The organism is Burkholderia sp. Ed8 (assembly GCF_040761425.1).
Taxonomy (GTDB): domain Bacteria; phylum Pseudomonadota; class Gammaproteobacteria; order Burkholderiales; family Burkholderiaceae; genus Burkholderia; species Burkholderia seminalis.
In genome coordinates this window covers 3,570,171-3,585,309 of the sequence record NZ_CP142886.1, presented here as the reverse complement: position 1 = coordinate 3,585,309, position 15,139 = coordinate 3,570,171, and the positions used below count along the sequence as shown (strand labels likewise).

The 15,139-nt window shown below is 68.7% G+C and carries 11 protein-coding genes; 5 read left to right on the top strand and 6 right to left on the bottom strand.

What is annotated here, in order from left to right; genetic code table 11:
- Positions 1-7: 7 nt before the first annotated feature.
- The 6 genes from cls to dapC form a co-directional block, all read right to left on the bottom strand.
- Positions 8-1,447, bottom strand: a complete 1,440-nt coding sequence (cls, locus tag VXM69_RS30470) for a cardiolipin synthase (RefSeq protein ID WP_367189716.1) — start codon at positions 1,445-1,447, stop codon at positions 8-10.
- A gap of 108 nt (positions 1,448-1,555) precedes the next feature.
- The gene (gene prmB / locus VXM69_RS30465) at positions 1,556-2,464 is read right to left on the bottom strand and encodes a 50S ribosomal protein L3 N(5)-glutamine methyltransferase (RefSeq protein WP_367189715.1); all 909 of its coding nucleotides are present in this window, start codon (positions 2,462-2,464) and stop codon (positions 1,556-1,558) included.
- Positions 2,465-2,475: 11 nt separating this feature from the next.
- Positions 2,476-3,615, bottom strand: coding sequence for a succinyl-diaminopimelate desuccinylase (dapE, locus tag VXM69_RS30460; RefSeq protein WP_049030978.1), 1,140 nt, complete (start codon positions 3,613-3,615; stop codon positions 2,476-2,478).
- 90 nt (positions 3,616-3,705) lie between these two features.
- Positions 3,706-4,074 carry an ArsC family reductase gene (locus VXM69_RS30455; RefSeq protein WP_006478478.1) on the bottom strand — a complete coding sequence of 123 codons (369 nt, stop codon included), beginning with the start codon at positions 4,072-4,074 and terminating at the stop codon, positions 3,706-3,708.
- Positions 4,074-4,901, bottom strand: a complete 828-nt coding sequence (gene dapD / locus VXM69_RS30450; protein ID WP_006759623.1) for a 2,3,4,5-tetrahydropyridine-2,6-dicarboxylate N-succinyltransferase — start codon at positions 4,899-4,901, stop codon at positions 4,074-4,076. Before dapD ends, VXM69_RS30455 begins: the two co-directional genes overlap by 1 nt.
- A gap of 44 nt (positions 4,902-4,945) precedes the next feature.
- Positions 4,946-6,178: a succinyldiaminopimelate transaminase gene (dapC, locus tag VXM69_RS30445; protein ID WP_367189714.1), complete on the bottom strand. Its 1,233-nt coding sequence runs from the start codon at positions 6,176-6,178 to the stop codon at positions 4,946-4,948.
- 166 nt (positions 6,179-6,344) lie between these two features.
- On the opposite strand from dapC, the gene VXM69_RS30440 reads away from it, so the two are divergent.
- The 5 genes from VXM69_RS30440 to def all read left to right on the top strand — a co-directional run bounded on the left by VXM69_RS30440 (position 6,345) and on the right by def (position 15,072).
- Complete coding sequence (locus VXM69_RS30440) at positions 6,345-7,286, top strand: DMT family transporter (RefSeq protein ID WP_367190229.1); 942 nt, start codon at positions 6,345-6,347, stop codon at positions 7,284-7,286.
- A gap of 139 nt (positions 7,287-7,425) precedes the next feature.
- Positions 7,426-10,938, top strand: coding sequence for a chromosome segregation protein SMC (gene smc / locus VXM69_RS30435; RefSeq protein WP_367189713.1), 3,513 nt, complete (start codon positions 7,426-7,428; stop codon positions 10,936-10,938).
- An 85-nt stretch (positions 10,939-11,023) separates the two neighbouring features.
- Positions 11,024-12,301: a cell division protein ZipA C-terminal FtsZ-binding domain-containing protein gene (locus VXM69_RS30430; protein WP_367189712.1), complete on the top strand. Its 1,278-nt coding sequence runs from the start codon at positions 11,024-11,026 to the stop codon at positions 12,299-12,301.
- Between the two features lie 165 nt (positions 12,302-12,466).
- Positions 12,467-14,542: an NAD-dependent DNA ligase LigA gene (gene ligA / locus VXM69_RS30425; protein ID WP_367189711.1), complete on the top strand. Its 2,076-nt coding sequence runs from the start codon at positions 12,467-12,469 to the stop codon at positions 14,540-14,542.
- Positions 14,539-15,072, top strand: a complete 534-nt coding sequence (gene def, locus VXM69_RS30420; RefSeq protein ID WP_034188851.1) for a peptide deformylase — start codon at positions 14,539-14,541, stop codon at positions 15,070-15,072. Before ligA ends, def begins: the two co-directional genes overlap by 4 nt.
- Positions 15,073-15,139: the final 67 nt, after the last annotated feature.

Sequence of the window (15,139 nt, the reverse complement as noted above, 5' to 3'; positions counted from 1 at the left end):
CGGGCCGCTACAGGATCGGCGCGAACAGCCGCGCGACGTGCATCGCGATGCGCCGCCACGCGGGCGACTGGCGGTATTCGTTCGCGTCGACCTCGTAAGCCTGCGCGAAGTCGGCCTCGAGCATCGTCTCGACCTCGCCGGCGAACGCGCGGTCGACGGTCAGCACCATGATCTCGAAATTGAGCCGGAACGAGCGGTTGTCGAGATTGGCGCTGCCGATCGCCGCGGCGATGCGGTCGATCAGCACGACCTTCTGGTGCAGGAAGCCGGGCCGGTAGCGGAATACCTTCACGCCCGCATCGACGAGGTCGCGCGCGTACAGCTTCGACGCCTCGAACACCACGTAGTGATCGCGCCGGCTCGGGATCAGGATGCGCACGTCGACGCCGCGCATTACCGCGAGCTTCAGCGCGGAGATCACCGCCTCGTCGGGGACGAGATACGGCGTGGTGATCCAGACCCGCTCGCGTGCGGCATTGATCGCCTCGACGAAGAACAGCGAGCCGGTTTCCTGCTTGTCGGCCGGCCCCATCGGCACCGCGAGGCAATGCATGCCGTCGCCGGGCTCGGCCGGCGGCGGCAGCGCGATCGGCGGCAGCTTCTGCGTCGCCCAGTGCCAGTCTTCGGCGAACACGTACTGGACGCTCGCGACCACCGGGCCGCGGATCTCGATGTGCGTGTCGCGCCACGGCGACAGGCGCGGTTTCGCGCCGAGATACTCGACGCCGACGTTGTGGCCGCCGACGAACGCGCGATTGCCGTCGACCACGACGATCTTGCGATGGTTGCGGAAGTTCAGCTGGAAGCGGTTGACGAACTTCCGGTTGGTCGCGAACGGATGGACCTCGACACCGCCGCGGCGCAAGGTGTCGACGTAGCTGTGCGGCAGGTCGAAGCTGCCGATGCTGTCGTACAGCAGGCAGCAGCGCACGCCGGCGGCCGCGCGCGCGAGCAGCGAGTCGCGCAGCGTCTGGCCGAGCGCATCGTCGCGCACGATGAAGAACTGGACGACCACGTAGTCGCGCGCGGCGTCGATCGCCGACAGGATTGCCGAGAACGTCGCGTCGCCGTTCACGAGCGTGCGCACCGAGTTGCCGCCGAGGAACGGCATGCCGCCGAGCCGCGTCAGCGCGAGCACGGCGGACTGGCCGAGCGCGTCGGCGGCCGGACCGTCGGTCGCGTCGGTGCTGAGCCACGGCGAGCGCGGTGTGTGCATGCGCAACATTTCCAGCTCGTGGCGCCGCGCGTCGACGTAGCCGGAGAACTTGCTGCGGCCGAGGAACAGGTACGGAACGAGCGTCAGGTACGGCATGGCCGCAAGCGAGACGGCCCACGCGATCGCGCCTTGCGATGTGCGCGTGTTCATGATCGCGTGGCACGCCGCGACGATCCCGAGCACATGGACGGTCAGGATCAGGGTGCCGAGATGTAGCCAGTCGAGGGTCATGGGCGCGTGACGGACTCCTGAAGTCGGGCGGCCGGGCGGCCGCCTACGCGCATCTTACCCAACCGTGCGGCGCAATGGTGCGCCGCACGGCGGGCGGGCCGGAAAGGCTCAGGCCTTGCGCGGCAGGTCCGACGCCTGGATCAGGAAGACGGCGTCGTCGCCCGCGCTGGTGGGCAGCCACGTGAGTTCGAGGCCGCCGAACGCGGCTTCGACGTGCTCGCGCTCGTTGCCGATCTCGACGACGAGCACGCCGTCGTCGTGCAGCCAGCGGTGCGCTTCGGCGACGATGCGCCGCACGATGTCCATGCCGTCGTCGCCGCCCGCGAGCGCCATCTCCGGCTCGTGCCGGTATTCGGGCGGCAGCGCGGCCATCGACGCCGCGTTCACGTACGGCGGGTTCGTCAGGATCACGTCGTAGCGCGAGCCCGGGTCGGTGCGGAAGGCGGGCAGCGGTGCGTAGAGGTCGCCGTGGTACAACCCGATGCGGTCCTCGAGGCCGTAGTCGCGCACGTTGATCTCGGCGACTTCGAGCGCCTTGTCCGACAGGTCGACCGCGTCGATCTCGGCATTCGGGAACGCGCTCGCGGCGAGGATCGCGAGGCAGCCCGAGCCCGTGCACAGTTCGAGCACCGCGCCGACCTGCTCGGGGTCGGCGACATACGGCTGCAGGCCGTCGTCGAGCAGCTCGCCGATGAACGAGCGCGGCACGATCACGCGTTCGTCGACGTAGAAGCGGTGGCCGTGCATCCACGCTTCATGCGTGAGGTACGCGGCCGGCACGCGGTCGGCCGCGCGCCGCTCGATCACCGCGAGCACGGCCGCGATCTCGTCGGGCAGCAGGCGCGCGTCGAGGAACGGCTCGAGCGTGTCGAGCGGCAGGTCGAGCGTGCGCAGCACGAGGTAGGCCGCTTCGTCGTACGCATTGTCCGAGCCGTGGCCGAACGCGAGCTTCGCCTTCGAGAAACGCGTGACCGCGTAGCGCAGCAGGTCGCGAACGGTGGCAAAAGGTGTCGTCATGCGAGGCTCCATCAGGCGATCAGTTGTTCGAGCACGCGGCGGTACACGTTCTTCAGCGGATCGACGAAGCGCACCTCGATGTGCTCGTCGATCTTGTGGATGCTGCCGTTCGGCGGGCCGAATTCGATCACTTGCGGGCAGATGCGTGCGATGAAGCGGCCGTCCGACGTGCCGCCCGTCGTCGACAGCTCGGTCGTGATGCCGGTCTCGGTGCGGATCGCGTTCTCCAGCGCGCCCGACAGTTCGCCGCGCGGCGTGAGGAACGGCAGGCCGCTGACCGACCACTTCAGCGTGTATTCGAGGCCGTGCTTGTCGAGAATCGCGTGCACGCGTGCCTGCAGGCCCTCGACCGTGCTGGCGGTCGAGAAGCGGAAGTTGAACATCAGGTCGGCGTGGCCGGGGATCACGTTGGTCGCGCCGGTGCCGGCGTGCAGGTTCGACACCTGCCAGGTGGTCGGCGGGAAATATTCGTTGCCTTCGTCCCACTGCTCGGCGGCGAGCTCGGCGAGCGCCGGCGCGAGCAGGTGGATCGGGTTCTTCGCGAGATGCGGGTACGCGATGTGGCCCTGCACGCCCTTGACGACCAGTTCGCCCGACATCGACCCGCGGCGGCCGTTCTTGACGACATCGCCGAGCTCGGTCGTCGACGTCGGCTCGCCGACGATGCAGTAGTCGAGGCGTTCGCCGCGTTCCTGCAGCAATTCGACGACCTTCACGGTGCCGTCGGTGGCCGGGCCTTCCTCGTCGCTCGTGATCAGGAACGCGATCGCGCCGCGGTGGCCGGGGTGGGCCGCGACGAATTCCTCGGACGCGACGACGAACGCCGCGAGCGACGTCTTCATGTCGGCCGCGCCGCGGCCGTACAGCTTGCCGTCGCGATGGGCGGGAATGAACGGCGGCGAGGTCCATTGCTCGAGCGGGCCGGTCGGCACGACGTCGGTGTGGCCCGCGAACGCGAGCAGCTTGCCGGCGCGGCCGTCGGCGCCGCGCTTGACGGCCCACAGGTTGGTCACGCCGTGCGACGCGATGGTCTCGCATTCGAAGCCGAGCGCGGCGAGGCGCTCGGTCATGATCTGCTGGCAGTGCTGGTCGTCGGGCGTCACGGACGCGCGGGCGATCAGCTGTTCGGTAAGGGCTAGGGTGGCGGACATGGTTCGGACCACTTTCGATAAAAAATGCCGGCGCGGTGGCCGGCAGCGACGGGACGTCGGGCTGCGCCGACGGGCGCAGCGCGGGCGGCCCTAGGCGGCGAACAGCGCCGCGTATTGATCGGCCACGAAGCCGAGCGACTTCACGCGGCCGTTGACGACGAGCACGGGGCGCTTGATCACCGACGGCTTGTGGATCATCAGCGCGACCGCGCCGGTCTTCGTTTCGGCGGCCGCCTTCATGGCGTCGTCCAGGCCGCGCCACGTGGTGCCGCGCTTGTTCACGAGCGCGTCGAGCGACACGTCCTTCAGCCAGTCCTCGATCAGCGGCGCGCTGACGCCGAGCTTCTTGAAGTCGTGAAACTCGAACTCGACGCCGTGATCGTCGAGCCACACGCGGGCCTTCTTCACGGTGTCGCAGTTCGGAATGCCGTAGACGACCACGGTGTGCGGCTTGGCCATCAGTCGCCTCGCAGCAGCTCGTTCAGGCCGACCTTCGCGCGCGTCTTCGCGTCGACCTTCTTGACGATCACCGCGCAGTACAGGCTGTGCGAACCGTCCTTCGACGGCAGGTTGCCGGCGACGACGACCGAGCCGGCCGGGATGCGGCCGTAGCTGACCTCGCCCGTCTCGCGATCGTAGATCTTCGTGCTCTGGCCGAGGTACACGCCCATCGAGATCACCGAGTTTTCCTCGACGATCACGCCTTCGACGACTTCCGAGCGTGCGCCGATGAAGCAGTTGTCTTCGATGATGACCGGGTTCGCCTGCAGCGGCTCGAGCACGCCGCCGATGCCGACGCCGCCCGACAGGTGCACGTTCTTGCCGATCTGCGCGCACGAACCGACCGTTGCCCACGTATCGACCATCGTGCCTTCGTCGACGTACGCGCCGATGTTGGTGTACGACGGCATCAGCACGACGTTCTTCGCGATGAACGAGCCGCGGCGTGCGATCGCCGGCGGCACGACGCGGAAGCCGCCCGCGGCGAAATCTTCGGCCGTGTAGTTCGCGAACTTCGACGGCACCTTGTCGTAGAACTGCGAGTAGCCGCCGGCCGGCATCGGCGCGTTGTCTTCCAGGCGGAACGACAGCAGCACGGCCTTCTTCAGCCACTGGTGCACGGTCCAGTTGCCGTCGATCTTCTCGGCGACGCGCAGGGCGCCGCGGTCGAGTTGTTCGATCGCGTGAGCGACGGCTTCGCGGACGTCGGCGGGCGCGGCCTTGGGCGACAGCTCGGCGCGGTTTTCCCAGGCGGTATCGATGATTTGCTGAAGTTGTTGCGACATGTTCGTTTTCGCAGGAGATGGATGGAATTGATCGGGATGGACGATTACCGCGCGAGAGCCCGGCAGAAATCGACGATGCGTTGCGCGCCCTCGACGCATTCGGGGGTGCCCGCGACGAGCGCGATCCGGATGAAATCGCGGCCCGGATTCGTGCCGTGCGCATCGCGCGCCAGGTACGAGCCGGGCAGAACCGTCACATTATAGTCGGCGTACAGGCGGCGGGCGAACTCGGTGTCCGACAGGCCGGTGCGCGACACGTTGGCCCACAGGTAGAACGCGGCGTCGGGCAGTTTCACGTCGATCACGTCGGCGAGCATCGGGGTGACCGTATTGAACTTCTGCAGGTACAGCGCGCGGTTCTCGCGCACGTGCGCCTCGTCGTTCCACGCGGCGATGCTCGCGTGCTGCCAGACCGGCGACAGCGCCGCGCCGTGGTACGTGCGATACAGCAGGAATTGCTTCAGCAGCGCCGCGTCGCCGGCGACGAAGCCCGAGCGCATGCCCGGCACGTTCGAGCGCTTCGACAGGCTCGACAGCATCACGAGCCGCTCGAAGCCACGGCCGAGGCGGTGCGCGGCCTCGAGGCCGCCGAGCGGCGGTGCGGCTTCGTCGAAATAGATTTCCGAGTAGCACTCGTCGGACGCGATCACGAAACCGTGGCGGTCGGACAGCGCGAACAGTTCGCGCCAGTCGTCGAGCGTCAGCACGGCGCCCGTCGGGTTGCCCGGCGAGCACACGTACAGCAGCTGCGTGCGCGCCCAGACGTCATCCGGCACGGCCGCGTAGTCGCACGCGAAGCTGCGGGCCGGGTCGCTGTTCGCGAAATAGGGTTCGGCACCGGCCAGCAGCGCCGCGCCTTCGTAAATTTGATAGAACGGATTCGGACAGAGTACGATCGCCTTCTCGCCGTGCGCGGTCGGGCGGGCGTCGATCACCGTCTGCGCGAGCGAGAACAGCGCCTCGCGCGACCCCGACACGGGCAGCACCTGCGTGGCCGGATCGATCGCCGGCAGCCCGTAGCGGCGCTCGAGCCAGTGCGCGATCGACGTGCGCAGCGCGTCCGAGCCGGCCGTGGCCGGGTACGACGCGAGGCCGTCGAGGGCGGCCACCACGGCGTCGCGGATCAACGCCGGCGTCGCGTGCTTGGGCTCGCCGATGCCGAAGCTGATCGGTTTGAGGTCGCCGGAAGGCGTCACGTCCTTGAACAGGGCGCGCAGCTTTTCGAAGGGATAGGGCTGGAGCGAGTCGAGTCGAGGGTTCACGGGCGAAGCGGCCATCGCGGCCGGTTGGAGCGAAAGAAGCGGCGGGCGTGCCGCACGGCTGCGAACGGGCGCCGACGGCGCGGGTCGCAACGGACGATTATAGCGTGACGGAATGCGGTCACGGCCGGCCGGAACGGCGGCCAGGCCCGCCGAATAAAGGGAATGAAGGGTATTGAACCAAATGAATAACGCGGTACGCGGCAGCCTGCCGACGCTGGCCATCCTGATCGGCGCATCGGTATGGGGCCTGATCTGGTATCCGTTGCGGATCCTCGCGTCGCTCGGCGTGACGGGTACGCTGGCCAGCGCGCTGACGAGCCTCGTCGCCTTCCTGTTCGTGGTCGTCGCGCGGCGCCGCACGATCGCGACGCTGCGCTGGCACTGGGTGCTGCCGGGCATCGCGTTGACGGCCGGCGTGACGAACCTCGGCTTCGTGTGGGGCACGATCCACGGCGAGGTGCTGCGCGTGATGCTGCTGTTCTACCTGACCCCGGCCTGGACCGCGGTCTACGCGCACTTCCTGTTGCGCGAGCGGCTGACCTGGGCCGGCGCGGGGCTCGCGGCGCTGTCGATCGGCGGGGCGATGCTGATGCTGTGGTCGCCGAAGCTCGGCCTGCCGCTGCCGGCCAACCCGGCCGAATGGGCCGGCCTCGCGGCCGGGCTGAGCTTCGCGATGAGCAACGTGCTCGTGATCAAGGCAAGCCGCGAACTGCCGGAGATGCGCGCGGAAATGCGCACCGCGACGCTGTTCGGCGGCGCGGCCGTGTTCGGCGCGATCGCGTCGCTGTTCGAAGGGCTGCCGGCCGCGCCGGCAGGCGGCCAGCTCGGCGTGGCCGCGCTGATCATCGCCGCGATCGGCGTGACGATGGCGTCGAACAACCTGCTCGTGCAATACGGCCTCGCCCGCGTGCCGGCGAACCGCGCGTCGATCATCATGCTGTTCGAGATCGTGATCACCGCGCTGTCGGCGTGGGTGTTCGCCAGCGAGCTGCCGACCGCGCGCGAATGGGCGGGCGGCGCGTGCATCGTGCTGGCCACGCTGCTGTCGAGCCGGGTCCATCGTGCCGCGCCCGCATCGGGCAAACCCCGCGACGGTCGGGACGGCGCACGCGCGATGGTATGATGGAAGCCGTTTGCGGGGCCCAACGCTGGATGCGCGCGGCCCCGTTTTTGAATTCCGGGGCGCGTCGCGCGCAGGGGCCCTCCGGCCCCGCGCAGTGCGGCCTCGTCCGTTTCACACCTTCTTCACATCCGATACCGCCGTGCGTCTGAGCTCGATCAAACTCGCTGGCTTCAAATCCTTCGTCGATCCCACGCATTTCCAGGTTCCGGGCCAGCTTGTCGGCGTGGTGGGCCCGAACGGGTGCGGCAAGTCCAACATCATCGATGCCGTGCGCTGGGTGCTCGGCGAGTCGCGCGCCTCCGAGCTGCGCGGCGAATCGATGCAGGACGTGATCTTCAACGGCTCGACCGCACGCAAGCCCGGCAGCCGGGCCAGCGTCGAGCTGATCTTCGACAACTCCGACGGCCGCGCGGCCGGGCAGTGGGGCCAGTACGGCGAGATCGCCGTGAAGCGCGTGCTCACGCGCGACGGCACGTCGAGCTACTACATCAACAACCTGCCGGCGCGCCGCCGCGACATCCAGGACATCTTCCTCGGCACGGGCCTCGGGCCGCGCGCCTACGCGATCATCGGGCAGGGCATGATCGCGCGGATCATCGAGGCGAAGCCGGAAGAGCTGCGCGTGTTCCTCGAGGAAGCCGCCGGCGTGTCGAAGTACAAGGAGCGCCGCCGCGAAACCGAGAACCGCCTGCACGACACGCGCGAGAACCTGACGCGCGTCGAGGACATCGTCCGCGAGCTCGGCGCGAACCTCGAGAAGCTCGAGGCGCAGGCCGTCGTCGCGACCCGGTACAAGGAACTCGTCGCCGACGGCGAGGAGAAGCAGCGCCTGCTGTGGCTGCTGCGCAAGAACGAGGCCGCCGGCGAGCAGCAGAAGCAGCAGCGCGCGATCGAGCAGGCGCAGATCGACCTCGAGGCGCAGACGGCGAAGCTGCGCGAAGTCGAGGCGCAGCTCGAGACGCTGCGCGTCGCGCACTACTCGGCAAGCGACGCGATGCAGGGCGCGCAGGGCGCGCTCTACGAGGCCAACGCCGAGGTCAGCCGCCTCGAAGCCGAGATCAAGTTCATCGTCGAATCGCGCAATCGCGTGCAGGCGCAGATCGCCGCGCTGAACGCGCAGCGCGAGCAATGGCGCGCGCAGGCCGAGAAGTCGCAGGACGAGCTGGAGGAGGCCGAGGAGGCCCGCGCGATGGCCGACGAAAAGGCCGCGCTCGCCGAAGACAACGCGGCCGCGAAGCACGATGCGCTGCCGGCGCTCGAAGCGAAGTGGCGCGACGCGCAGGCGCAGCTCAACGACGAGCGCGCGCGGATCGCGCAGACCGAGCAGTCGCTGAAGCTCGAGGCGGCGCACCAGCGCAACGCCGACCAGCAGCTGCAGCAGCTTCAGCAGCGCCACGAGCGCCTGAAGAGCGAAGCGGGCGGGCTCGACGCGCCGGACGAGGCGCAGCTCGAGGAGCTGCGCATGCAGCTGGCCGAGCAGGAAGAGATCCTCGCCGAAGCGCAGGCGCGCCTGGCCGACGCGCAGGAAACCGTGCCGCGCCTCGACGGCGAGCGCCGCGCCGCGCAGGAGCGCGTGCAGGCCGAAGCCGCGCAGATCCACCAGCTCGAGGCGCGCCTCGCCGCGCTGAAGCAGCTGCAGGAAAACGTGCAGACCGAAGGCAAGGTGCAGCCGTGGCTCGACAAGCACGAGCTGGGCGCGTTGCCGCGTCTGTGGAAGAAGCTGCACGTCGAGGCCGGCTGGGAAGCGGCGCTCGAGGCCGTGCTGCGCGAGCGCCTCGCGGCGCTCGAAGTGTCGAATCTCGACTGGGTGAAGGCGTTCGCGACCGATGCGCCGCCGGCGAAGCTCGCGTTCTACGCGCCGCCCGCGGCCGGTGAGCCGCTCGCCGCGGTGGCCGGGCTGCGTCCGGTGCTGTCGCTCGTGCGCATCGACGACGCGGGCATCCGCGCGGTGCTCAACGACTGGCTCGGCAGCGTGTACGTCGCCGACGACGTCGCGCAGGCGCTTGCCGCGCGTGCGCAGCTGCCGGCAGGCGGCGCGTTCGTCGTCAAGGCCGGCCATATCGTCACGCGTGTCGGCGTGCAGCTGTACGCCGCCGATTCGGAGCAGGCCGGGATGCTGGCCCGCCAGCAGGAAATCGAAAACCTGACGCGCCAGGTGCGCGCGCAGGCATTGCTCGCCGACGAGGCGCGCACCGCCGCCGTGCGTGCGGAAGCCGCGCACACGCAGGCCACGCAGGCGCTCGGCGACGTGCGCGCGCAGGCCGAACGTGCGACCCAGCGCGTGCACGCGCTGCAGATGGACGTGCTGAAGCTGGCGCAGGCGCACGAACGTTACACGCAGCGCAGCACGCAGATCCGCGAGGAACTCGAGGAAATCGGCGCGCAGATCGAGGAGCAGCGCGCGCTGCGCGCGGAATCGGAAGCGAATTTCGAGCGCTTCGACGGCGAGCTCGCGGAGTTGCAGGCGCGCTTCGAAGACAACCAGCTCGCATTCGAATCGCTCGACGAATCGCTGACGCAGGCGCGCCAGGAAGCGCGCGACCTCGAGCGCGGCGCGAACGACGCGCGCTTCGCCGCGCGCAACGCGGTGACGCGGATCGACGAGCTCAAGCGCAGCATCCAGGTCGCGCACGAGCAGAGCGAGCGCGTCGCCGGGTCGCTCGAAGACGCGCGCGCCGAACTCGAGACGATCAACGAGCAGACCGCGCACACGGGCCTGCAGGACGCGCTCGAGATTCGCGCGGTGAAGGAAGAGGCGCTGCAGGCCGCACGGATCGAGCTCGACGACCTGACCGCGAAGCTGCGCGCGTCGGACGAGCAACGCCTCGTGGCCGAGCGCTCGCTGCAGCCGCTGCGCGACCGTATCACCGAGTTGCAGCTGAAGGAGCAGGCCGCGCGCCTGTCCGTCGAGCAGTTCGCCGAGCAGCTCGCGACGGCCGAGGTCGACGAGGCCGCGCTGTCCGCGAAGCTGACGCCGGACCTGAAGCCGTCGTACCTGCAGGGCGAAGTCACGCGCCTGAACAACGCGATCAACGCGCTCGGCCCGGTGAACATGGCCGCGCTCGACGAGCTGAAGGCCGCGAGCGAGCGCAAGGTGTTCCTCGACGCGCAGTCGGCCGACCTGATCGACGCGATCACGACGCTCGAGGATGCGATCCACAAGATCGACCAGGAAACCCGCACGCTGCTGCAGGGCACCTTCGACGAGGTCAACCGCCATTTCAGCGACCTGTTCCCGCGTCTGTTCGGCGGCGGCCAGGCGAAGCTGATCATGACCGGCGACGAGATTCTCGATGCCGGCGTGCAGGTGATGGCGCAGCCGCCGGGCAAGAAGAACGCGACGATTCACCTGCTGTCGGGCGGCGAGAAGGCGCTGACCGCGACCGCGCTGGTGTTCGCGATGTTCCAGCTGAACCCGGCGCCGTTCTGTCTGCTCGACGAGGTCGACGCGCCGCTCGACGACGCGAACACCGAGCGTTTCGCGAATCTCGTGCGCGCGATGTCCGACAAGACGCAGTTCCTGTTCATCTCGCACAACAAGATCGCGATGGAAATGGCGCAGCAACTGATCGGCGTGACGATGCAGGAGCAGGGCGTGTCGCGGATCGTCGCGGTGGACATGGAAACGGCCGCGGGTTTTGCCCAGAATTGACGTTTGACGAAACCGGATCGCGTTCGCGTGGCGCATGACGCGCCCGTTCGCGGTCCCGACAAAAAGAATTGCTGATGGAGCGTGCATGGACGAGTTGACACTCGGTTTGATCGGCGCGGGTGCTGTCGTGGTGGGCGGCGTCGTGGTCTACAACGCGTGGCAGGGCGCGAAAGTACGGCGCAGGATGCCGCGCCCGATGCCGGAGGAAGCGGCCGAGGCGATGAACCGCCCCGAGCGCGACGAAGAGTTGCCGTTCATCGAGCCGGTGCGTCAGCCGGTGCGCCGCGAGCCCGCGGCCCCGGTCGCGGCCGCCGCCGCTGCGTCGGCGGATGTCGCGCGCGTCGAACCGACGTTCGGCGGGGTCGCACCGGCCGACACGCCGGCCGATCTGCAGGCCGAGGCGACCGGCGGCGATACGCCGTCCGAGGCGATCGAACCGGCCGCCGGTGAAGCGGCCGCACACGCCGCCGAGCACGCGGCAACCGGCGAACCGGTCGAGCCGACCGAACCCGTGATCCCGGCCGCGACGACGATTTCGTCGGCGCCGCCCGCGATCGTCGATCGCCGGATCGATTGCATCGTGCCGATCCGCCTCGCCGGGCCGCTGCCGGGCGACAAGATCCTGCCGGCCGCGCAGCGGCTGCGCCGCGCGGGCAGCAAGCCCGTGCACATCGAAGGCAAGCCGGAAGGCGGCCAGTGGGAGCTGCTGCAGAACGGCGTGCGCTACGAGGAACTGCGCGCGGCCGCGCAGCTCGCGAACCGCAGCGGCGCGCTGAACGAACTCGAATTCTCGGAATTCGTGACGGGCGTCCAGCAGTTCGCCGACACGATCGACGGCGCACCGGAATTCCCGGACATGATGGAAACGGTCGCGATGGCGCGCGAGCTCGACGCGTTCGCCGCGCAGTGCGACGCGCAGCTGTCGATCAACGTGATGTCGGACGGCGCGCCGTGGTCGGCGAACTACGTGCAGGCGGTCGCGTCGCAGGACGGGCTGCTGCTGTCGCGTGACGGCACGCGGTTCGTGAAGCTCGACGCGAAGCAGAACCCGGTGTTCATGCTGCAGTTCGGTGACACGAACTTCCTGCGCGACGACCTGACCTACAAGGGCGGCAACATGATCACGCTGGTGCTCGACGTGCCGGTTGCCGAAGAGGACATCCTGCCGTTCCGGTTGATGTGCGACTACGCGAAATCGCTGTCCGAACGGATCGGCGCGCGCGTCGTCGACGATTCGCGCCGGCCGCTGCCGGAATCGACGCTGCTCGCGATCGAGCAGCAGCTGATGAAGTTGTACGCGAAGCTCGAGGAAGCCGGCATCCCGGCCGGTTCGGCCGTCACGCGCCGCCTCTTCAGCCAGTAACGCGACGGCGCGGACGGCGGGCGTGCGCGCCACCGTTCGCCGCTGCGGCGCACCCCCTTCCGTGTGCGCCGCAACACGCTCGTCGGGCTTGCATTGCACGCCCCGTCGCGGCGTCAAACTGAGATAATCGGGCATCCGATTTTTCAGAACGAATCTGCCGCCAGCATGGCCCGAACCCAAGCCGAACCGCCAGCCAGCCAGCCCGACGCGCGTGCCGCGTGGCTGCGCGACCAACTCGAGCGGGCGAACCACGCCTATTACGTGCTCGACCAGCCGGATCTGCCCGACGCCGAATACGACCGGCTGTTCCTCGAACTGCAGCAGCTCGAAACCGACCATCCCGAACTCGTGACGCCCGATTCGCCGACGCAGCGCGTGGGCGGCGAGGCGGCCGGCGGCTTCACGCCGGTCGTCCACGACGCGCCGATGCTGTCGCTGAACAACGGCTTCGCCGACGAGGACATCGTCGCATTCGACAAGCGTGTCGCCGATGCGCTCGACAAGCCGACCGATCTCGCCGGCTCGGTGACGGAACCCGTCGAATACGCGTGCGAACTGAAATTCGACGGTCTCGCGATCTCGCTGCGCTACGAGCAGGGCGTGTTCGTGCAGGCTTCGACGCGCGGCGACGGGACGACGGGCGAGGACGTGACCGAGAACGTGCGCACGATCCGCTCGATTCCGCTGAAACTGAAGGGCAAGCACGTACCGGCCGTGCTCGACGTGCGCGGCGAGGTGCTGATGTTCAAGCGCGATTTCGCACGCCTGAACGAACGCCAGCGCGCGGCCGAGCAGCGCGAATTCGCGAACCCGCGCAACGCGGCGGCCGGCAGCCTGCGCCAGCTCGATTCGAAGATCACCGCGCAGCGTCCGCTGTCGTTCTTCGCGTACGGGATCGGCGTGCTCGACGGGATGCCGATGCCCGACACGCACAGCGTGCTGCTCGACTGGTACGAGTCGCTCGGCCTGCCCGTGAACCGCGAGCGCGCGGTCGTGCACGGCGCCGAGGGCTTGCTCGATTTCTTCCGCAAGGTCGGCGAGAAGCGCGAGTCGCTGCCGTACGACATCGACGGCGTCGTCTACAAGGTCAACCGGCGCGACGAGCAGGAGCGCCTGGGCTTCGTGTCGCGTGCGCCGCGCTTCGCGCTCGCGCACAAGTTTCCCGCACAGGAAGCGCTGACGAAGCTCGTCGCGATCGACGTGCAGGTCGGCCGCACCGGCGCGATCACGCCGGTCGCGCGCCTCGAGCCCGTGTTCGTCGGCGGCGCGACCGTGACCAATGCGACGCTGCACAACGAGGACGAAGTGCGCCGCAAGGACATCCGGATCGGCGACACCGTGATCGTGCGCCGCGCGGGCGACGTGATTCCCGAGGTGGTCGGCGCGCTGCTCGACCGGCGTCCGGCCGACGCGGCCGAATTCGTGATGCCGACCGAATGCCCGGTGTGCGGCTCGAAGATCGAGCGCCTGCCGGACGAGGCGATCGCCCGCTGCACGGGCGGCCTGTTCTGCCCGGCGCAACGCAAGCAGGCGCTGTGGCACTTCGCGCAGCGCCGCGCGCTCGACATCGACGGGCTCGGCGAGAAGATCATCGACCAGCTCGTCGAACTGAAGCTCGTGCGCACGCCGGCCGACCTGTTCAATCTCGGTTTCGCGACGCTGGCCGAGCTCGACCGCTTCGCGGAGAAGTCCGCGCAGAATCTGCTCGACTCGCTCGAAAAGGCGAAGCATACGACGCTGGCGCGCTTCATCTACGGCCTCGGCATCCGCCACGTCGGCGAATCGACCGCGAAGGATCTCGCGAAGCATTTCGGCTCGCTGACGCCGATCATGGACGCGTCGATCGAGGAACTGCTCGAAGTCAACGACGTCGGCCCGATCGTCGCCGAGTCGATCCACCAGTTCTTCGCGGAAGCGCACAACCGGACGGTGATCGAGCAGCTGCGCGCGCCGGGCAAGGTCACGTGGCCGGAAGGGCCGCCCGCGCCGAAGGCGCCGCAGGGCGTGCTGGCCGGCAAGACGGTCGTGCTGACGGGCACGCTGCCGAACCTCACGCGCGATGCCGCGAAGGAGATGCTCGAGGCGGCGGGCGCGAAGGTCGCGGGCTCGGTATCGAAGAAGACGGATTACGTGGTCGCGGGCGCCGAAGCCGGCAGCAAGCTCGCGAAGGCCGAGGAACTCGGCATCCCCGTGCTGGACGAAGACGGTCTGCACCAACTCCTGGAGGGCAATACGCCATGATTCGCGAGATCCTGAAGATGGGCGATCCGCGCCTGCTCGACATCGCCAAGCCGGTCGAGCAGTTCGATACCCCCGAACTGCACGAAATCGTCGCGGACATGTTCGAGACGATGCATCACGCGAACGGCGCCGGGCTGGCCGCGCCGCAGATCGGCATCGGCCTGCAGATCATCATCTTCGGCTTCGGCAACAACAACCGCTACCCGGACGCGCCGCCGGTGCCGGAGACCGTGCTGATCAACCCGAAGGTCGAGTACATGCCGCCGGACATGGAAGAGGGCTGGGAAGGCTGCCTGTCGGTGCCGGGCATGCGTGGCGTCGTCAGCCGCTACGCGAAGGTGCGCTACAGCGGCTTCGACCAGTTCGGCGCGAAGATCGACCGCGTCGCCGACGGGTTCCACGCGCGCGTGGTCCAGCATGAATACGATCACCTGATCGGCAAGCTGTATCCGATGCGGATCACCGACTTCACGCGCTTCGGCTTCACCGAGGTGCTGTTCCCGGGGCTCGACCCGACCGACGACGACTGATCGTCCGCGTCCGGCGGACAAGAAAAAAGCCCGCTTGCGCGGGCTTTTTCATTGCATGGCGCACCGG